At 63.0% G+C, this 18,502-nt stretch carries 18 protein-coding genes; 5 read left to right on the plus strand and 13 right to left on the minus strand.

The window, feature by feature from the left end:
• Positions 1-2 precede the first annotated feature (2 nt).
• Positions 3-695 carry an ABC transporter ATP-binding protein gene (locus AC0L3E_RS02880; RefSeq protein ID WP_128307782.1) on the plus strand — a complete coding sequence of 231 codons (693 nt, stop codon included), beginning with the start codon at positions 3-5 and terminating at the stop codon, positions 693-695.
• An 866-nt stretch (positions 696-1,561) separates the two neighbouring features.
• Here the strand turns inward: AC0L3E_RS02880 and AC0L3E_RS02885 are convergent.
• Genes AC0L3E_RS02885 through AC0L3E_RS02895 form a run of 3 tightly spaced genes read right to left on the minus strand, consistent with a single transcriptional unit; the run spans position 1,562 to position 3,916 of the window.
• A complete protein-coding gene (locus AC0L3E_RS02885; RefSeq protein WP_032899530.1) occupies positions 1,562-1,882 on the minus strand; it encodes an antibiotic biosynthesis monooxygenase in 321 nt (106 codons plus the stop codon).
• Positions 1,882-2,415 (minus strand): DUF302 domain-containing protein, encoded by a 534-nt coding sequence (locus AC0L3E_RS02890; protein WP_024504925.1) that lies wholly within the window; start codon positions 2,413-2,415, stop codon positions 1,882-1,884. The genes AC0L3E_RS02885 and AC0L3E_RS02890 overlap by 1 nt, the downstream gene beginning before the upstream one ends.
• Positions 2,416-2,464: 49 nt before the next feature.
• A complete protein-coding gene (locus AC0L3E_RS02895) occupies positions 2,465-3,916 on the minus strand; it encodes an amidase family protein (protein WP_473604175.1) in 1,452 nt (483 codons plus the stop codon).
• 112 nt (positions 3,917-4,028) lie between these two features.
• Between AC0L3E_RS02895 and AC0L3E_RS02900 the strand changes: the two genes are divergently transcribed.
• Positions 4,029-4,577 (plus strand): TetR/AcrR family transcriptional regulator, encoded by a 549-nt coding sequence (locus AC0L3E_RS02900; protein ID WP_024504926.1) that lies wholly within the window; start codon positions 4,029-4,031, stop codon positions 4,575-4,577.
• Positions 4,578-4,941: 364 nt separating this feature from the next.
• On the opposite strand, the gene AC0L3E_RS02905 is transcribed toward AC0L3E_RS02900, so the two are convergent.
• The 3 genes from AC0L3E_RS02905 to AC0L3E_RS02915 all read right to left on the minus strand — a co-directional run bounded on the left by AC0L3E_RS02905 (position 4,942) and on the right by AC0L3E_RS02915 (position 8,085).
• The gene (locus AC0L3E_RS02905; RefSeq protein ID WP_164898793.1) at positions 4,942-5,442 is read right to left on the minus strand and encodes a sulfotransferase; all 501 of its coding nucleotides are present in this window, start codon (positions 5,440-5,442) and stop codon (positions 4,942-4,944) included.
• Positions 5,443-5,887: 445 nt separating this feature from the next.
• Positions 5,888-6,769, minus strand: a complete 882-nt coding sequence (locus AC0L3E_RS02910) for an NmrA family NAD(P)-binding protein (protein WP_128309406.1) — start codon at positions 6,767-6,769, stop codon at positions 5,888-5,890.
• A 32-nt stretch (positions 6,770-6,801) separates the two neighbouring features.
• Positions 6,802-8,085: a serine hydrolase domain-containing protein gene (locus AC0L3E_RS02915; protein ID WP_128309407.1), complete on the minus strand. Its 1,284-nt coding sequence runs from the start codon at positions 8,083-8,085 to the stop codon at positions 6,802-6,804.
• A 188-nt stretch (positions 8,086-8,273) separates the two neighbouring features.
• On the opposite strand from AC0L3E_RS02915, the gene AC0L3E_RS02920 reads away from it, so the two are divergent.
• Positions 8,274-9,173 (plus strand): LysR family transcriptional regulator, encoded by a 900-nt coding sequence (locus AC0L3E_RS02920; RefSeq protein ID WP_024504011.1) that lies wholly within the window; start codon positions 8,274-8,276, stop codon positions 9,171-9,173.
• Positions 9,174-10,110: 937 nt separating this feature from the next.
• Here AC0L3E_RS02920 and AC0L3E_RS02925 read toward each other — a convergent pair.
• From AC0L3E_RS02925 to AC0L3E_RS02955, 7 genes are all read right to left on the minus strand, one after another.
• A complete protein-coding gene (locus tag AC0L3E_RS02925; RefSeq protein WP_473604176.1) occupies positions 10,111-11,487 on the minus strand; it encodes an MmgE/PrpD family protein in 1,377 nt (458 codons plus the stop codon).
• Between the two features lie 25 nt (positions 11,488-11,512).
• Positions 11,513-12,325, minus strand: coding sequence for an HpcH/HpaI aldolase/citrate lyase family protein (locus tag AC0L3E_RS02930; protein ID WP_128307000.1), 813 nt, complete (start codon positions 12,323-12,325; stop codon positions 11,513-11,515).
• Positions 12,319-13,161 (minus strand): HTD2 family dehydratase, encoded by an 843-nt coding sequence (locus tag AC0L3E_RS02935; RefSeq protein WP_128306999.1) that lies wholly within the window; start codon positions 13,159-13,161, stop codon positions 12,319-12,321. Before AC0L3E_RS02935 ends, AC0L3E_RS02930 begins: the two co-directional genes overlap by 7 nt.
• Before the next feature lie 10 nt (positions 13,162-13,171).
• Complete coding sequence (locus tag AC0L3E_RS02940; protein WP_473604177.1) at positions 13,172-14,302, minus strand: CaiB/BaiF CoA transferase family protein; 1,131 nt, start codon at positions 14,300-14,302, stop codon at positions 13,172-13,174.
• On the minus strand, positions 14,295-15,035 hold the full coding sequence (locus AC0L3E_RS02945; RefSeq protein WP_127318279.1) for an NAD(P)H-dependent oxidoreductase: 741 nt from the start codon (positions 15,033-15,035) through the stop codon (positions 14,295-14,297). The genes AC0L3E_RS02940 and AC0L3E_RS02945 overlap by 8 nt, the downstream gene beginning before the upstream one ends.
• Positions 15,036-15,044: 9 nt before the next feature.
• Positions 15,045-16,193: an acyl-CoA dehydrogenase family protein gene (locus AC0L3E_RS02950; RefSeq protein WP_128306998.1), complete on the minus strand. Its 1,149-nt coding sequence runs from the start codon at positions 16,191-16,193 to the stop codon at positions 15,045-15,047.
• Between the two features lie 104 nt (positions 16,194-16,297).
• Positions 16,298-17,233, minus strand: a complete 936-nt coding sequence (locus tag AC0L3E_RS02955; protein ID WP_127267891.1) for a LysR family transcriptional regulator — start codon at positions 17,231-17,233, stop codon at positions 16,298-16,300.
• A 161-nt stretch (positions 17,234-17,394) separates the two neighbouring features.
• On the opposite strand from AC0L3E_RS02955, the gene AC0L3E_RS02960 reads away from it, so the two are divergent.
• A complete protein-coding gene (locus AC0L3E_RS02960) occupies positions 17,395-17,907 on the plus strand; it encodes a thiamine pyrophosphate-binding protein (RefSeq protein ID WP_164748823.1) in 513 nt (170 codons plus the stop codon).
• A gap of 5 nt (positions 17,908-17,912) precedes the next feature.
• Entirely contained in the window at positions 17,913-18,500 is a 588-nt protein-coding gene (locus AC0L3E_RS02965) for a thiamine pyrophosphate-dependent enzyme (protein WP_473604178.1), read from the plus strand.
• Positions 18,501-18,502 lie beyond the last annotated feature (2 nt).

The following is an 18,502-nucleotide window of genomic DNA, read 5'->3' on the forward strand; positions in this document are numbered from 1 at the left end:
GCATGCTGGAGATAACGGATCTCGACGCCTATTATGGCGAAAGCCATATTTTGCAGGGCGTCAACTTGTCTGTCCAGACTGGCGAAGTGGTAACGTTGGTGGGGCGAAACGGTGCCGGCAAGACCACGCTGCTGAAGTCGATCATCGGCGATATTCCCCGACGAACCGGGAGCATCCGCTTCATCGGAACCGAAATCATCGATCTCTCGCCTGAGCGGATTTGCAAGATGCGGGTCGGTTTTGTGCCGGAAGACCGCGGAATTTTCTCGACGCTGAACGTATACGAGAATCTGACGATCGGCCGTGCGAACGGAGACACCGCCTGGCCGCTCGACCGGATCTATGAGTATTTCCCGATCCTCAAAACCCGGCGCTCGCAAAAGGCCGCGTCGTTGTCGGGTGGGGAAAAGCAGATGCTAGCGATAGCGCGGCCCCTTTACATGGGCGCTTCGTTTCTGATGCTCGACGAGCCGACAGAGGGGCTGGCACCTGTCGTGGTCGATGCGATCGGTGCACTGATCAAAGATATCAAGTCCACGGGACTGACCATTCTCTTAGTCGAGCAGAATCTTCAATTCGCCGCCGAGGTCGCCGACCGGTACTACGTAATCGAAAATGGAAAAATCGTCAGAGAAATGACGAACCATCAGATGGCCGAAGATCAACAAAGTCTTCTCGATCACCTCGGAGTGTGAGGCACGACCAGGATGTTGTCGAGCTCCGGATGGCAATGGCGAATCAAACCTTATGACAACGCCCATCCTCGAGCTTCGCTGCCCGACCGCGAAAACGCCGGGCACGCTCATGCGCGCTGTCGCCGATCCTGGCCTGCGCTGTCCCAGGACATCTCGATCGCAACGACACAGCCGAGTTACGCGCGAGGGCCAAGCCAATTTAGCGTTATGGTCAAAATGCAGTGATTGATCTTCTCTGTGGATTGCACTGAGGCACCCCTCCCAAAAAACTAGTTGTCTTCTTGGTCTTAGGTTCGCCGGACCATACGAGAGAATATGAAGGAAACCGGTTGGCTAACCATCCTCTACGTATTGATTGTGTATGCAAAGTTGACCCGCAGAGGCTAAAACAGTCGTTATTCGTCAGTGGTTTACGAAGCGGTTCGTCCATTTTGATTCAGGAAGCTGATCCAGCTATTTTGCTGCCCGAATTTAACTCATACCGAATGGCAGCTTTGCGCCCAATATCGGCCGTTCGGCCTCACCGGCATCGATCCCCCCAAAAGCGGCCGTTCGTTCCTCCGGGCAAGCGGTCGCTTAGGAATGCCTGGCTTCGGATAATCCAGTCAGTCCGCTTTGTGGGAACGGTGGGTCATAAGCAGCCGCATAGATTGGCTGAGAACGCCGTTGGCGGATGAGCATGGGAACGCGTTCCATTACCGGCGACGGCTTTCCGCCAGATGTCGGCTACACCGACGTTCGCCCCCGCAATGACGCGTCACCTATGAACTCGGTCGGAGACAGTCGTTGTAGGGCGAGAACGTAGCGTTCCGACGCCTCCGGAGGAGTTTTCAATTGAGATTAAACGAACAAGCCCGGCCGTGAAGTCAGACGTCCGGCGGCCGAAACTCACGTACGACCTCGAACACGCCGGGCTCGAAAATCACAGTTACCATGATCTCTCGAAGCGCGCTCATCGAGCTGCTGCCTGCGCGCATCGCCTGATATTCCGCGAGGCTTCGCCAGCGCGCATACATCACAACCCGCTCGCCATCCAGGCTCAGATGCAGTGTCGCGCCTTCGAAGCCAAGGGCCGTCGCGACCGACTCTTCTGTGACTTTGGTTAGCAGAGCTATCAATTCCGCCGGATCTTCTGCCTTCAACCGGAAGGTGTTGATCAGAATCACGCGGCGCTGTTGTTTCGGCATCACGAAGCCCTTCCTTCCACTTGCGGCTGTGCGTCTTCAGAACCTGAGGCCGCCGCAGCTTGCAGCACGGCTTGCAGTTCCTGGTCGAGACGCTGCGCGACGACGTCAACCAGCGGGTCGCCGAACTGGCGGAAAACGGCGGCGGGCCGGTCGTACTCGAACGCCGAGCCTTCTCCGTCCTCTCGCAACAGGACGCGGATGGGTGCGTAAATCCCGGCGGAAAGCTGGTGGCGGGTCATCTTCGAGGCCGTAAGCGGGTTGCCAATGTCATACTGGATGGAGCGCCGCTTCTGGCCTGCGATCGCCAACAGCGCGCCATGGTCCCGGAAGCCGAAAATCGACAGGTTCGCCGAAGCTTCGAGCTCGCGCAAAGCGCGCTCGGCCTCGCCGTATCGCAGTAGTGTGAATATCCCATCGTCGATCCGCGGGACGAGGCTCTCAAGCCTGGCCTTCGTCTCGGTGAAGGGATTGGCGGATCGGATGGTGATGTGCTCGTTTGTGAACGGGCGTGTCTCGACCGTGGGGGTGGCCATTGGCTGTCTCCAAATGATGAGGGGCGGGATTTCGAGAGCGATTAGAAGGTTATTGACTAGCCCTGAGGACCTTCTCCACCCGCGCCGCGAGACCAAGGAGCGCGCGATCCTCGCTTTCTGGCCCGTCGAGCTCGAGGCCGATCGGGAGGCCATGGCTGTCAAGGCCGATCGGCAGGCTGACCCCGGGTAGTCCAGCAGCGCTGGCGGGAATGGTGTTGTTGGCCAATGCCCGGAAATCAACCGCCTGGCCGCCCACGGTGAATTGCATCTGGCGCTCAACCCTCGGTGCCGTGCAGGGCGTCGTCGGGAAGATCAGCGCGTGGGCACCATGCCGCGTGAAAATCTCGCTCATGCGTTCCTTCACCGCCAGGCGGTCGGCAGTCAGGGCGTGATAAGCCTGCTCACTCAGGTAGCCCGGCGCGCCGGGTATGACGAAGTGGTCCCAGGCGTCCTTGACGCCTGCGCGCAGACCCACGTGCAGATCCTTGAAGGCGACGGGGATCGCGTGTCGCTCCAGGAAATCGCTCAGCGAGGCCTTGGTCTCGCGGAAGAAGAGGCTCCACGTGGTCCGAAGGGCCAGCGCCTGGAAGTCCCCACCGAGATCGATCTCGACGATTTCAACCCCCGCCTCGGCGAGGCGCAGGAGCGTGTTGCGGAACCGCGCCTCGACCTCGGGGTCCACTGGGTTCAGGTACTGGCGCGGCGCAAAGGCGAAACGGGTCCCCTTGAGATCGGCGCGAGAGTCCAGCTCCGCCGCCGGCGCACCGGTGACGACCTGATCGATCAGGACGCAATCCTCGACGCTTCGGGCGAAGACCCCCGTCGTATCGAGTGTGTGAGAGATCGGCGCGACCCCTGCGCGCGGCCAGCGGCGGGTTGTCGGCTTGAACCCCACGACGCCGCATAGGGAGGCGGGGACGCGGATTGACCCGATCGTGTCCCCGCCCAGCGTCGCCGGAGCGAGGCCGGCGGCGACCGCCGCCGCCGAACCGCTCGACGAACCGCCGGTTACATGGTCGGGCGCATGCGGGTTTCCGACCTGGCCATAAGGGCCGTTGTCGCCTGTCAAACCATAGGAAAGTTCGACCAGGTTGGTCTTCCCAAGCACGATCGCGCCCGCCGCCTTGAGCGTCGCAATGGCGTCCGCGTCCTCAGTTGGCTGGAAGTCTCTGAGCGAACCGACTCCCAGCGTCGTGCGCAAGCCGGCCGTGAGATAGCTGTCCTTGATGCCGAGGGGAACACCGAGCAGCGGCGCGTTCACGCCCTTGGCGCGGGCCTTGTCGGCTTCGCGGGCTGCGGAGAGGGCGCCAGGCTCGTCCAGGGTGATGAAAGCTCTCAGGCCCTCTTTCCGCCGCGCCTTGGCGAGAAGGGCAGAAACATAGTTTTCGGCGCTGATCTCGCCCCGGCGAATGGCTTCCGCCGCGCCCGACACGCCCAGCCGTGTGAGTTCTACCGCTTCTGGCACATTGGCATCGATGGCTCTGGTCTGCTGGTTCAGCATGAGGCCTCTCCTCTCATTAGTAATCAGTTAGATGTTGCATGACATCTATTTGGATGTCATATAACATCTAACCTGTCAAGGCTCGTTCGTGAGTGGTAGCGAGGAAGCGTCGTTGAGGAAGTCAAACAAGGAAGCCGCTGAAACCCGGCGCGCCATCGTTGCGGCGGCCGCTGACTACATCCGGCGCACGGGCATCGCCGAGGCTAGTCTTTCGGACGTTATGGCTGCTGCCGGCCTCACCCACGGCGGCTTCTACAAGCATTTTCGCAACAGGGAGCAGCTAATAGCCGAGGCGCTCGTCGCTGCGGGCAACGCATCTGCGGACATGCTCGGCAAGGTCCGGGCAGAAAAGGGGCGGAACGCTGCGTTGGACCGCTACCTGTCCCCTGAGCATCGCGATGCGGGTACGCCTACCTGTCCAATGGCGGCGTTGGGGAGCGAAGCTGCCCGGTCCTCAGGTAAGACGCGGGCGGCGGCGGTGGCTGTCGTCGAAGAGATGATCGACGCGCTGGCCGAAGATCGATTTTCTGGGGAGGCCCGCGGCGAAGCCATGGTGGACTACGCCACCATGATCGGCGCAATGACCTTGGCCCGAATCGCGTCGGGGACGCCACTATCGGAGGAAATCCTTGAACGTGCAAGGAAGCGCCTGCGTCGATAGGCGCGCCCCGTCTGGACAGCGCCGTGACCGGCCCACTCGCGGCCTGCGGGCTGAACGTCCGTTACGGAAGACGGCCGCCCCAGCGTCGGTGCAGGACGGTCGCTCTCTGACTGACTAGGCCACGTACTACCCGATGTCCAAAGCTGGGAACCAGCCGATGAAGGCAGCTTTCGCGCGCTGATCGTCCAAAGGCTGGCTGTCCGTAAACCGGCCCCAGAACTGTCGTCCGCAACGCGCCTGAAGTCGGCCATCGAACTTATAATGGCCGCCGTCCAGAAGCGGACATCCAAGCGGCTAGCCGCAATGGCACCTTCGCGCCCAACAGCGGCCACCCTCCCCTTGCTGGTACACCCCCTTCTACTGGTTACAAGCATCGGAGCGGGCGTGGACAGGCTGCTACGCGCGTTACCCGGGCTGCGGCTTCGAACTCGGTGCGGGGCTTATTTGGCGAAGCGGCTTCGGAATTCGGTCGTGGTGCTGCTGTGGGGGAAGGGTTCGGTCCGGATCGGCACGCTGAGAAAGGCGCGCAGGTTCGGCCAGCCTTCGGCCATTGGATAGAGCAGCAGGCGCGACCGCCGAAAATTTTCGTCTCTATGACGGCCCGGCCAAAACTTTGCGGGTCGGTCTCGCCCATGGCGTTGAAGATCGTGGCGCGTGCGCTCCTATACCAGTCCTCGGAGTTGCGAACGGTGAGGATGAGCTTGGCGTCGGGGAAATACTCGGCGAGTTCGCGCCAGAAATAGGCCGTCGGCCAGTCGACTGCCGACTTGTAGCCGACATAGACGACGTCCCAATCCACCGGCTCGCGGCGCCCGGCGGCGCGGATCAGGTCGCGGTGCTCGGGGTTAGAGTTGACGTCCTCCATGTGAACCGAGCATTTCAAGCGCCAAGTTCAGAGTGTGCGTGCCGGTGCGGCCGAACCCAGCCCCGATAACAGGTAATGCCATGCGATCCTCCTGTGGGCGGGAGCGGATCATAGATTGCAGAGGGTGGAAAGGGAGGATGGTCCTAGCTCTCAATCCGAGAGGCCAAATCGGCATGTCGGGCGATGCGGCGAACTCGCTCTGCCCGAAGGCTACATAGCGGGCCGGCCGGTTACGGCGCCGATAGCGATCCGAGCCGCAGGAGCTAGGCCGGCAGCCTTTGTTTCCAGCATAGCCCCGATAAGGGTCGCTTCGGCCAATTTCGGGGGCACCAGTTGGTCGTGTGTCCGCATTCTCGTTACACAGCCGTTCCATCATAGTTCCCTTCAGGTTGCGAGGGGGGCGGCGGCGGATGTCCGTGCCGTCTGCTGTGTTTTCAGGGTGGAATCAAACGGCCTCGGTCGCGGCGGCTTGCCGGACAAGCGCCGCGATCACCTCCACAAGAGGTGTCTTGCCTTTGACGCTGTTCTGTCCGTTATCTTTGAAGTCGATCCAGCCTTCGTTGAAGCCGTCGAGCATGCGCATGCGCGGCTGTGGGTTACGCGTACCCTGGGCACGGAACAGGCCCTCCCAGCTTTCCCGCGGGACGATCTCCACCCGCACCGGATGCCCGAGTGCCGACGCGAAGGCATTGGCGAGATCGTTGGGCGAGACCCGCGACGGGCCTTCAAGTTCCACAACCCGCTTGCCGGTCCACCCCTCGCGGATCAGATCGGCGGCAAGCCGGCCGATATCCTGCGTCGCCACCATGGCGAAGGTCTTGTCAGCCGGCTGGAGGAAGCTGTGCAGCACGCCTTCGTCGCGGGCCGGCGCGACGTCCCAGGCCGCATTTTCCATGAACCAGCCGGGCCGCAGGAAGGTGACGGGAAAATCGAGCTCGCCGAGGGCTTCTTCCAGCATCGCCCGTTGGCTCAACAGATTGTCCACTTCCCCGTCGGCGCCGATGGTGGAGAGGCAGACGACCCTTTCCGGGCGCGCAGCAAGGAGAGCGGTCGTCAGCACCTCATTCTGCTTGGCCGCTTCCGGATAGCCGGGCGCAGGGTCGAATTCCGACGGCGGCAGAATGAAAACGCCAGTGGCGCCATTGAAGGCGGCAGCAAGCTGGGCGGCGGCGCCCATCTCGGCGAAGGCGATTTCACACCCGCGCTTGCGCCAGATTTCCGCCTTGGCGGGATCGCGCAGCACCGCACGGACCGGTTCTCCGGCTTCGATCAGGGCTTTCGCCAGCGCGCCGCCGACCTTGCCAGTTATTCCTGTAATCGCATACATGATATGTCTCCTTGTGTTGAAATCGGGATGGATCAGGCGAGGCCGTCGTAGAGGCCGCGCTCGAATGTGCCGTAGAGCTTCACGACCTTTTGGTCGTAGAAGGGCAGGAGCTGGGTGAAGATGGCGCCGGTCACCTTCCTGACCGGGTCGAGCCAGAAATAGCAGTTGAGCAGGCCGGCCCAGGAAATGCTGCCTGCCGACCGACCGTTCGGACCGGGCAGCGTGTTGATGTCGAACGAATATCCCCACTTGTGGGGCTCGTCGGGAAACTGGTCGAAGCTCTGCGAATAGGCAGGCTGGGCAGTCCTCATGGCATGGACGTCGAGGTTGCCGATCTGGTTGCGCATCATCGACGCGACCGTTTCCGGCTTCAGCACCCGTACGCCTTTATGAGTGCCTCCGTTCAGCAGCATCCGCAGGAAGGCCATGTAGTCGCGCGGTGTACTGAAGCCGCCGCCGCCGCCCATGAAGAATTCCGGCCGCTGCGGCATTTCGAAGGGCGCGGGCGTCAGGCCGCCGTCTTCGCGACGGTTATGGAAGGTGGCGACCCTGGCCTTCTGCTTGCTTCCGATCAGGAAGCCTGAATCGGTCATGCCGAGCGGGGCGAAGATGTTCTCGCGGAAAAAGACTTCCAGTGACTGGTCGCTGACCGCCTCAACCAGCTTTCCGACCCAGTCCATGCTGATGCCGTATTGCCAGCGTTCGCCGGGGTCGAATTCGAGCGGTGCCAGGAAGGCGCCGTTCTTGCACGTGGCGATGTCCGGCATGCCGGTGACGTTCTCGTAGCGGGTTAGTGCATCGCTCCAGATCGAATAGGTATAGCCGGAGGTGTGTGTGAGCAGGTGACGCACCTTGATGGCCCGCTTGGCCGGACGCAGGCGCGGCTGGCCGTGGCCGTCGAAGCCCTCCAGCACCATCGGATTGGCGAGTTCCGGCAGATATTTCGCCGCATCGTCCTCGGGATTGATCCTGCCCTGCTCGATTAGCTGCATGCAGGCCGTGGCGGTGAAGGCCTTCGTCATGGACAACAGCCAAAATACCGTATCGGCGCGCATCGTTGCTCCGGTGGCCGTACTGGCCTTTCCGAAGGTTCCTTCGTAGATCATGCTGTCTGGTCCTGCCGCGGTGGCAACGACGCCGGCGACGATCCCGTCGCGCACCGCCTGTTCCATGGCCATGTTGATGGACTTGAAGTTGCCGGACCGCGCTTGCCGGTTGGCCGCCAGTGCGTGAACCGGCGTGTTCACCGCGGCGGCGCCCGCCGCCAGCAAAAGGCCGCCACGCGCCAACAGGCTTCTGCGTGAGATCGCATTCATGGATGAATTCCTTCTCGCAAGGTCGGAGACTTCCGCGGTCCGGTGTGCCGCCGGCGCCGTCCGGGCGCTCAAAAATCATCTATGGGAAGCGACGCGATGATTCACGCGCAATAAAATCAAAGATAAGATGACTCAAAATCATCATGATGGGCTATTAACGATCATCGACCTTGCAACGGAGTTAGGGCATGAGTTTCGACACGCGGCTGCTGACCGGGGTCGGCGTTTTCGGGGCGGTGATGGAAGCGGGCAATTTCGTGCGGGCCGCGGATGTTCTCGGTCTCACGCCATCGGGGGTCAGCCGTGCGGTGGCGAGGCTCGAACAACGTGTCGGTGTCAGGTTGTTCGACCGCAATCCGCGCGAGGTCACGCTGACGGAGGAGGGCGCGCGCTTCCATGCCCGGATAATGCCGCTGCTGGCCGGACTGGAGGAGGCGGCCTCCGAAGCCGCCGGTTCGGCGGCATTCGTGGGCGGGCGGCTCAGGGTATCGATCGATCCCTGGTTCGCGCGAATGGTGCTGGCGCCGAGGATCGGTGAATTCCTGGCACGCTACCCCGCACTGTCGCTCGATCTGACCACCAGCAACTATCGCGAAGAGTTGATGAGCGGCGCGGATGTCGCCGTGCGCTTCGGTCCGCCGGACGAATCCTCGCTGATCGCGCGCAAACTGCTGGACGTCCCGGTGCTGACCTGTGCCGCCCCAAGCTATCTCGACCGTCACGGCATTCCAGCCACGCCCCACGACCTGATGCACCACGATTGCATCCTATTCCGCGACCCGCAGACCGGGCGGCCGTTCACCTGGGAATTCCGAGGGGATAACGGGGCCATCGAGATCAAGGCGTCGGGGCGGTTGGTCTTGGACGATCCCTCCGCCGCCGTCGCGGCCGGTCTCGCGGGGCAAGGCATATTCCAGAGCCTTGCCATCGGCCTCGACGAGTGGCTTGAGAGCGGGGCGCTCGCGACGATCCTGGCGGAATGGTCAGACGAGCAGTTTCCGCTTTACGCCTATCATCCGTCACGCCACATGCCGCCTGCAAAAGTGCGCGCTTTTCTGGATTTTGTTCAACGGATCGCGGCGGAGTAACGCGGGGCATTCTTGCCGCACGGCCCTAGCTGCCGCCGGAAAAAATGCTTGCCGCCTCGCATGATGGTGTTCCATATCGATCATATGAGCCGACGGGGAGCCGGTCACCATCGGTCGAGCGGCCGAATGCAATCGACGCCTCAGCCGCTGGATATCATCGCCTGGTTGGGCCGCTTGAAATTCGGAATTGGCTCTTATCTGCTTTTTCGTGATGACTTGCCAAAATCTTTAGCCGACAGACCACATGCCAACGGAAGTCCAAAGTCTCCCGTACCCAGCCACGTCAGCCTTTGGTCCTGATCTCATCTGACGCCAGGATGTCTACGTGGGCCATTCCCAAGGCGTAAAACCGCTCAGAGAGCGTGACAATGGGCGTCGACCAAACGAGGTCATACAATCCTTGGCGGGTGAAAGTGTGCTGCATCTGGGTTTTGTGCGATTTGGCGGGTATGACGCAACCCAGTCGCAACGCAGCTCAAAGTCAAGCAAGGGCGCATTTACAACCCTCGAGATCCGAGTCGCTTCCCTGTTAGGGCGCTTTCGTTTCCCTGTTAGGCCGAATAGGGAATTTCCTCCCAAGAGATTGAAACCGCTCCGGGATTTAAGGTCGAATTTGGCTCGGGCGTCAAGAATCGCCGAGAATTCGCTGTGTTCGGCGCCTAACAGGGAAAATCAGACAGAGACTGGTTCGCTAGTGACTGCCAGCACCACCATTATCTTATTTATCAATAAGGTATCGTGTTTTATTTGCCTCGGCTAGCCAAATCAGGTTGACGAATCCGCCGATCTCATTGAATTCATTGATTTATGGTGGGCTCCCGAGGACTGCCGATCAAACTGGTTTACAACACGGGGCGGCGCGAAAGGAATCGAACTGCCTGCAATGCGCTCGTTCCATCCGTTTCGGGCGGGTGCAGTCCTTCGGCGCGATAGCGGGCTAACTCTCAGCAAATATGTGCGCCGTGCTCCCGGGCTGACCGAGCCTCCAGATGCGGGCTATGCAGCGACGCATCTCGTCAGCGGTGGCCCCGCCTCGGAATTCGGCGAGGCGTACAGCCTTGGCTTCCAGTTCCTGTTTCGAAAGGGTGTTGCCGGGATCTCCCTTGGGCTCGTCGACGCGGGCATTGAATTTGCGGCCGTCAACGGTCGTGACGCTCACCTTGCCGACCCACTGCTTGGGATAGAGGGTGTCGACCTCGGCGTCGAGTTCCATCCGCACCTTCGCGCGGAAACGGGCGACGCGGGTGTCGGCAAGTGCATGGTGTTCGAACGCGTCGAGGTCGGCGACGCCGTGAACGGCGATCAGCCCCAAAACCGTGCCCATGGAGAACTTTGCCTGGTGGACGGTTTGCGGAGTGACCACTGCGCCCAGGACATCGATGGCTCCCTGATGGACATGGGTCACCACGCCGGTGATGTCGTCCGGACCGAGCCCTTCGCGGCGCATGAGAGACTGCAGCGCGTCGGCGGCCGGATGGGTGTGCCGGCAGGCGGCATGCCATTTGAACGACGTCTCCTCAGTTGCCCAACGGCTGCCGAGCCGGTCCGTCAGGCGGGCCGGATCGGCGTCGCTGGACATGCCGGCAGCCATTCCTTGCTGGCCTTCGAGGATCCGCGCGGCGCCCTTGAAGCCATCGCGCGCCAGATAGGCAGCGAACAGACCGTTGGCGGCCGCTCGCGCGGTATGGAGTTGCTTGGAATCGGCAGCGTCACGCAGAAATTCCCAGAGACCTGCCGCCTGCGTACCGGCCGAGCCGACAGCATGGTTGAGCCCGGCTGCGTCCAGCCCGATCAACCTGCCGACCGCCGCGGCTGCTGCCACTGCGCCAGCCGTGCCGGTGGTGTGGAATATCTCGTAGTGCGAGCGTCCGAGGAATTCTCCCACGCGGATGCCCACTTCATAGCCGGCGATGCAGGCAGTCAGGACTTCGCGGCCGGTCTTCCCCTCAGCCTCCGCAACCGCCAAAACGGCCGGAAAGATCACCGCCGCCGGGTGAAAGACCGAGCCGTTGTGAACGTCGTCCTGTTCCACGACATGGGAGGCCGCCGCATTGACCATCGCTGCGAAGTAGGGGCTTGTGCGCCGCCGCGTCGGGATGATGGTGCTTGGGCCGTCCGCCGGCCCCATGGCACGCGCAAAGCGGTCGATCATCTCGACCTGGTGCGCGCCCTTGCCGGCCAGCGCCGAGCCGAGCCAGTCGATCATCAGTCCTTGCGCGAAATGAACGACGCGCGGCGGGATCTGTTCGAAGTCGAATTCGGCGATGAAGGCGCAAAGCCTGGCGGTCGGCCAATCGGCGGTGTCCGTGCTCATCGGTTGCTTCTCCTCTGCATGCCCTTCAGACCAAAGCGGCCCGGCGCAGGACTTGCCTTGCACGTTCGACGACCGGTCGATCCACCATTTCGCCGTTCACCTGGCTAGCTTCGCCGGACGAGGCTGCGCCGACGATGTCTCGTGCCCACGTGATGTCATTATCGCTCGGGCGAAAGCCACTGCGAATCGGCTCGATCTGCCTCGGGTGGATGGCCATCTTGCCGCCAAAACCCATCTTAATGGCGTGGCGGGCGTCATCCTCGGTGATTTCGGGACTGTTCAGGTCGGTCGTTACGCCGTCAATCGGCGCGGCCCGGCCAGCGGCGCGCGAACGCCAGACGATTTCGTTACGAGCCGCAAGCAGGATCAGCCGATCATGCGCGCAACCGAGATCGAGCGAGAAGTCGACCGAGCCGAAGGCGACGGCAACGACGCCAGAGGTGGCCAATATGTCCGGCAAGTTGGCGAGACCGACGGCGCTCTCGACCAGCGCGATGACGGAAACGCTGCGTGCCATGTGCCTGGCCATATCGGCAATGTCTTCCGGATGTTCGGCCTTGGGCAGCATGACGGAGACGCCGTCGAGGCGCCGCACGGCGTCGATGTCCGCTTCGTGCCAGGGTGTTCCCGCGGCGTTGATGCGGACCACGACTGCGGATTTCAGCGTGGCCGCACGAGCGACAACTGCGTCCCGGGCGCGGTCCTTGTCGCCAGGGGCGACGGCATCCTCGAGGTCGAGAATGACCGCGTCCGCGCCGCTGCTGTCGGCCTTGTCAAACCGTTCCGGCCGCGAGCCCGGCACGAAGAGCGGTACGACAGGCGTGACGAAGCTCACCATTGCGCCGTGGCCTTCACGGTCACATGGCCGTCGGCCGACCGCAGCTCGAGAGCCATGCCGTCCTGGCCTGGGGATGTTGCGCTAAGAAGCAGGCGCTGTGGGCCGCTCGCCGGATGGACGCCGCGGAATGAGAAACGGCGCGGCGACTGACCGACAATGGCGGTGGCGAAGTTCATCAGCAGCGTCGCCTGCAGCGGGCCATGGATGACGAGCCCGGGATAGTGCTCGACCCCCGTGGCATAGGGCGTGTCGTAGTGGATGCGATGCCCGTTGAACGTCAGCGCGGAATATCGAAAGAGCAGCACGGGATCGATGTCGATCGTGCGCTCGTGCGATGCGGCCAGGGGCGAATTGGCCGGCGGGGCAGGGGACGCAGCAGCGGCTTCGGCGCCGCGATAGACGATGATCTGGTCCTCCTCGATGACCGGACCGGAATCGTTGGCGATGTCGTGCCGGACCGTGACGAAGGCGAGCGGCCCGGTGCGGCCCTGTTTCTCCTCTATGGCGGTCAATGTCGAGCTGCGGCGGATGCGGTCGCCAGAGCGGATCGGCGCCATGAAACGCACGTCGCTGGCAGCCCACATGCGACGCGGAAGCGGCACCGGCGGCAGGAAGCCGCCTTTGGCCGGGTGCCCGTCAGGTCCGAGTTCTCGCATGGCGGCAATGTCGGGCGCCAGGCACCAATGCAGTCCGGGCGCGGCCGCGCCCTCGGCAGTCTGCGCCGCGTGGTCCCCAAGCGTGGCGCCAAAGCTGGCCAGCAGGCGCGGGGTCACAACATCCTCGACCTCGTGCGTGCGTCCAACCCATTCCTGCAGTGTGCTTGTGTCCAGGCTCATGAGGGCCTCGTCAGGCGGCGAATTCGGACCGGATCCGGTCCGTATCGGCGCCAAGCGCGGGGACGCTGGGAACCGTTGCAAATCCCTCCGGCCGCCCTGCAGGCATTGGTACTGCGATGCGCTTGCCGTCCGGCAGTGCCACCTCCGTCCGGCGGAGCGCCTTGTGGTGCGGCAGGTCGCGCATTGCACTCACCCGGCCCCAGGCGATCTGCGCCTCGTCGAGACGGCTTATGGCCTCGTCGCAGTCGATTGCCCCGAAGATCGGTTCGATCTCGGCGTCGAGCGCCGTGCGGTTGGCAACCCGCCAGGTATTGGTGGCGAAGCGTTCGTCGGCGAACAGATCCTGCCTTTGCAGCACGAGCGTGCAGAAGCGCTTCCATTCATTGTTCTGCTGGATGGACACGACCACGCTGCCATCCCGACAGGCATAAGGTCGATAGGGGTAGATCGAAGCATGCGCCAGGCCATATCTCTGCGTCTCGCGGCCCGCATATTCGTAGTGCAGCAGCGGCACGGTCATCCAGTCGGCCATGGCGTCGAACATGGCAATCTCGACAATGCGGCCGCGCCCGGTCTTCTGGCGCGCCAGCAAGGCTTCGAGGATCGCTGCATGGGCATTCATGCCGGTGGCGATGTCGGCGGCGGAAACCCCGATCTTGCTTGGCGTGTCCGGCGTGCCGGTAACGGCGCAGATGCCGCTTTCGGCCTGCACCAGCATGTCGTAGGCGCGCATGGCCGCGTAGGGCGTGTCCTGCCCGTAGCCGACGATGTTGATGGCTATCAGCCGAGGAAACTCTTTCGCAATTGTATCGGCCGAGAGGCCGAGCCTGTCGATGGCGCCTGGCGCGAGATTCTGCACGAGGACGTCGGCGCGCGCGACCATCCGGTGCAGGAGAGCCAGGTCGTGCTCACTCTTCAGGTCGAGCACCGCGCTCTCCTTGCCGCGGTTGAGCCAGACGAAGTAAGCCGACATGCCTTCCACTGCGGAATCGTAATGACGCGCGGTTTCGCCTTCCGGACGCTCGATCTTCACGACGCGTGCGCCGGCATCGGCAAGGCGGACCGTGCAGAGCGGAGCGGCGACGGCCTGCTCGATCGAAACGACAAACAGGCCCTCCAGTGGGCGGGCGCCGTCAGACATTGCGCTGCACTCCCGAGCGCGCCAGCACACCAGGCTTCAGCCGCTCGTTCTTGCCGTAGTCCTCGGCGGCGTGGAAGAACAGATGCGGCGTGCCATCAATGTCCTCGAGCCTCTTGCGGTAGGCGTCCAGATAGGCCTTGCGGCCATCGTCGCCGACGCGGCCCGGCATGTAGGCGACGAAGGGCGGCAGCACGTCGAAGCCGGAATAGCGCAGCAGACCATTGTGGATCGGCCACAGCACCGTGAGGATGTCGCCATCGATGCCGTCGGGCGCGTAGGTGTCGGCCGACGTGCCCGTGGTGGCGGCCACCATGGCGAGCTTTCCCCTGAACATGCCGGTGTCGTATTTGCGGCCCGGCAGATAGGCGAAACCGCGCGCGAAGACGCGATCGGCCCAGCCCTTGAGCATTGCTGGCATTCCGAACCACCAGACCGGGAACTGGAACAGCACGAAGTCCGCCCGCTTCACCTTTTCGATCTCTGCACTGATATCGGCCGACAGTGCGCCGGCCTCGTAGGCGGCGGTCTGTTCGCGCGGCAGGCTGAAGAAGTCCGGATCGTTACGCTCGCCCGATACGTCGCCCGGCCCTGCGACAGGATTGAAGCCCATCGCATAGAGGTCGCTGACGACTACATCGTGGCCTGCGCGGGTCAAGGTTTCCACGGCCAGATCCTTCATGGCGCCGTTGAAGGATTTTGCTTCCGGGTGTGCATAGACGATGAGGACGTTCACGGACGACTCCTAGTAGGAACGCGGCAGTCCAAGCACGTGCTCGGAAAGGTATGACAGGATGAGGTTGGTCGAGATCGGCGCGACCTGATAGAGACGCGTCTCGCGGAACTTGCGCTCGACATCGTACTCTTCCGCGAAACCGAACCCGCCATAAGTCTGGATGCAGACATTGGCGGCTTCGTTCGAAGCGTCGGCCGCCAGCATCTTGGCCATGTTCGCTTCGGATCCGGGGTTCTTGCCGGCCTCGTAGAGGTTCAGCGCCTCGCGCACCATCAGTTCGGCCGCGCGCATGTTGGCGTAGGCCCTTGCGATCGGAAACTGGATGCCCTGGTTCTGGCCGATCGCCCGGCCAAACACATGCCGCTCCTTTGCGTAGGTGCTTGCCTTTTCGATGAACCATTTCGCGTCGCCGACGCATTCGGCTGATATCAGGATGCGCTCGGCGTTCATGCCCGAGAGGATGTAGCGGAATCCCTTCCCCTCTTCGCCGATCAGGTTTTCGGCGGGTACGCGCAGATCGTCGAAGAAGACCTCGGTGGTGGCATGGTTCATCATGGTGCGGATCGGCCGGATTGTGAGGCCGTTGCCGACGGCTTCGCGCATGTCGACGATGAGGACGGAGAGGCCGTCGGTCTTTTTCATGCCGTTCGTGAGCGGCGTGGTCCGCGCCAGCAGCAGCATCAGATCCGAATGCTCGGCGCGGCTGGTCCAGATCTTCTGGCCCTTGACCACGAAATGATCGCCGTCGAGGCGAGCAGTAGTCTTGAGCGCGCCGGTGTCGGTGCCGCTGCTCGGTTCGGTGACGCCGAATGCCTGCAGGCGCAATTCTCCCGCGGCGATCTTCGGCAGGTATCGCTGCTTCTGGGCTTCCGAGCCGTGGCGAAGAAGCGTGCCCATCGTGTACATCTGGGCATGGCAGGCGCCACCATTGCAGCCGGCGCGCTGGATTTCCTCCAGCACGGCAGCGGCGGCCGAAAGCGGCAGGCCCGAGCCACCATATGCCTCCGGGATCAGGATCGAGAGCCAACCGGCCTGCGTCAGCGCTGCGACGAAGTCACCGGGATAGGTCATGTCCCTGTCGAGTGCGCGCCAGTATTCTCCGGGAAAGCGCGTGCACAGCCTGGCGACGGCATCGCGAATGTCCTGATAGGCTTCCATGAGGTTTGTCCGGGTTTTCGTCTTGCTGCGGCCTCACTATCGCGCCTCCATGCCCTGTCAGCAATGCAGAGCGGACGTGAGCAGATATAACGGAATTCGAATGCTTATGGCGGAGGGCCGAGAAGTTGGCCGACCCAGACGGCCCGCCCGACAAGATCCTTGGCGATGTCCTCTATCGCTTGTCCGGCAAACCGCGCCAGCCGCGAGGCAGGCCGGTCCGCCGGGTAGGCAAGGATCAGGCGGCGCACGGGCACCGGATCGATCAATGGCGCGGCGGTGAGCAGCCCGGCAGTCACGTCGGCATGGATGGGAGCGAGCGGCAGGATCGTCCAGCCATGGCCGTTGCGCACCAGGTCCTTCAGCGCCGAATAGGAGTCCGCTTCGATGCCGACATCGAGCGTGATGCCGGCATCCGTGGCGCAGCGTTCGACGATGATGCGTAACCCGTGCTTGATGCTGGGCAGCAGCAGGCGCTTGCCCGCGAGCGAGGCGAACGACACGGCGCGCACGGTTGAAAATCCCGCATCCGGCGGTCCGATCAGGAAGAGGTTTTCCAGGAGCAGCGGGCGCGAGCGCAGCGAACGCGCCATGCGCGGGTCGTAGAGTACCGCGACGTCCACCTCGCCGCGGTGCATCCAGTCCAGCAGATAGCCTGTATAGGCGCTGACAAGTCTGAGTTTCGCCTTGGGATGGGCTTTGCCGAAGGCGGCAGCCAACGGCAGCGAAATAATGTCGGCAACGGTGGGCGGCAGGCCGATGGCCACTTCGCCGGTCAGCGGCGCATCGGCGGGCGTGGCCGTGGCGCGGATCTCGTCGATCTCGGCCATCACGCGCATGGCGTGCGCCAGCACCTCCTTGCCCTGCTCGGACAGCACCATGCCGCGTCCATGGCGCAGGAAAAGGGCAAAGCCCAATTCCTCCTCCAGCATGCGCACCTGCCGGCTGAGCGCCGGCTGCGCAATGTGCAGCCGGTCGGCGGCCTTGCTGAGGCTGCCGAGTTCGGCGACGTGGATGAGGGTGCGTAGCTGCGATAACTCCATGAGCTATCGAATACCATTATATCTGATCACGAGAAAGAGACGAAGATTGCATAGGTCAAGCGCGCTAGTCTAATGCCAGTCCAATATCTCGGAGATGCAAGGTGACGGCGAGCATACAAGCAAAACCTCCGGAAGCAGCAGCGCTTGCCGCCGCTCCGACCGTGTCTGAAAGGCAGTGGCCGGATCAGGTCTATGAGGTGCTCAAGGCTGCCGGCATCAGCCACATGTCCTATGTGCCGGATGCCGGTCATACCACATTGATCCGCCTTTTCAGTGAGGATCCCGAAGTCGTCACCAATGTGCTGACGACGGAGGAGGAGGGCATCGCCATCGCAGCAGGCTCCTGGCTCGGTGGCAAGCGGAGCGTCGTGCTCATGCAATCCTCCGGTGTCGGCAATTGCATCAACATGCTGTCGCTTCCCGTGCAGGCGCGCTTCCCCTTGCTCGTCCTGGTGACGATGCGGGGCGAATGGGCCGAGTTCAACCCGTGGCAAGTGCCGATGGGGCAGGCGACGGAGGCGTCGCTGAAGGCGATCGGGCTCAGGGTGCTGCGCGCCGAAACCGGTCCCGACCTGGTGGAGACGGTGGCGCAGGCAGCCTTGATGGCTTTCGACGCCGACCAGCAGATTGCCGTGCTGATCGGGCAGCGGCTGCTCGGCAAGAAGAAGTGGTGAGCGACATGAATTTACCGACCATGGACCGCCGGGTTGCGGTGAAGAAGCTGCTCGACGCCCGCGACGGAGCCCTGGTCGTGACGGGTCTCGGCTCGCCGAGCTACGACGTGCATGCCGCCGGCGACCGCAACGACAACTATTATCTGTGGGGCGCCATGGGCGGCGCTGCGCTGATCGGCCTGGGGATTGCCCAGGCCCAGCCCGCCAAGCGGGTCATGGTGATCACCGGGGATGGCGAACAGTTGATGGCCTTCGGTTCGCTGGCGACGATCTCGGTGGCGCGGCCGAAAAATCTCGACCTGATCGTGCTCGACAACCAGCATTTCGGCGAGACCGGCATGCAGTCCAGCCATACCGGCAAGGGCATTGGTTTCGACAAGGTCGCGGCCGCTTGCGGTTTTTCGAAGACCGCCGAGCTGCGTACGCAGGAGGAGGTCGACATGCTCTGTGGAGAACTTCGGCGCCCGGCCGACGGTCCGCGCCTTTTCGTGCTGAAAATCACCGCCGAGAACCTGCCGCGCTCTCTGCCGCCGCGCGACGCGGTCGAGGTCAAGAACCGCTTTCGCGCCCATCTGGGCTTTGCCACCTGTTGAGG

The sequence above is a fragment of the Mesorhizobium sp. WSM4822 genome (assembly GCF_055811155.1).

Bases quoted from the DNA above. Each gene is read 5' to 3' on its own strand.
- AC0L3E_RS02880 (WP_128307782.1), top strand. From the start codon at position 3: ATGCTGGAGATAACGGATCTCGACGCCTATTATGGCGAAAGCCATATT.
- AC0L3E_RS02885 (WP_032899530.1), bottom strand. From the start codon at position 1,882: ATGCCGAAACAACAGCGCCGCGTGATTCTGATCAACACCTTCCGGTTG.
- AC0L3E_RS02890 (WP_024504925.1), bottom strand. From the start codon at position 2,415: ATGGCCACCCCCACGGTCGAGACACGCCCGTTCACAAACGAGCACATC.
- AC0L3E_RS02895 (WP_473604175.1), bottom strand. From the start codon at position 3,916: ATGCTGAACCAGCAGACCAGAGCCATCGATGCCAATGTGCCAGAAGCG.
- AC0L3E_RS02905 (WP_164898793.1), bottom strand. From the start codon at position 5,442: ATGGAGGACGTCAACTCTAACCCCGAGCACCGCGACCTGATCCGCGCC.
- AC0L3E_RS02910 (WP_128309406.1), bottom strand. From the start codon at position 6,769: ATGTATGCGATTACAGGAATAACTGGCAAGGTCGGCGGCGCGCTGGCG.
- AC0L3E_RS02915 (WP_128309407.1), bottom strand. From the start codon at position 8,085: ATGAATGCGATCTCACGCAGAAGCCTGTTGGCGCGTGGCGGCCTTTTG.
- AC0L3E_RS02920 (WP_024504011.1), top strand. From the start codon at position 8,274: ATGAGTTTCGACACGCGGCTGCTGACCGGGGTCGGCGTTTTCGGGGCG.
- AC0L3E_RS02925 (WP_473604176.1), bottom strand. From the start codon at position 11,487: ATGAGCACGGACACCGCCGATTGGCCGACCGCCAGGCTTTGCGCCTTC.
- AC0L3E_RS02930 (WP_128307000.1), bottom strand. From the start codon at position 12,325: ATGGTGAGCTTCGTCACGCCTGTCGTACCGCTCTTCGTGCCGGGCTCG.
- AC0L3E_RS02935 (WP_128306999.1), bottom strand. From the start codon at position 13,161: ATGAGCCTGGACACAAGCACACTGCAGGAATGGGTTGGACGCACGCAC.
- AC0L3E_RS02940 (WP_473604177.1), bottom strand. From the start codon at position 14,302: ATGTCTGACGGCGCCCGCCCACTGGAGGGCCTGTTTGTCGTTTCGATC.
- AC0L3E_RS02950 (WP_128306998.1), bottom strand. From the start codon at position 16,193: ATGGAAGCCTATCAGGACATTCGCGATGCCGTCGCCAGGCTGTGCACG.
- AC0L3E_RS02955 (WP_127267891.1), bottom strand. From the start codon at position 17,233: ATGGAGTTATCGCAGCTACGCACCCTCATCCACGTCGCCGAACTCGGC.
- AC0L3E_RS02965 (WP_473604178.1), top strand. From the start codon at position 17,913: ATGAATTTACCGACCATGGACCGCCGGGTTGCGGTGAAGAAGCTGCTC.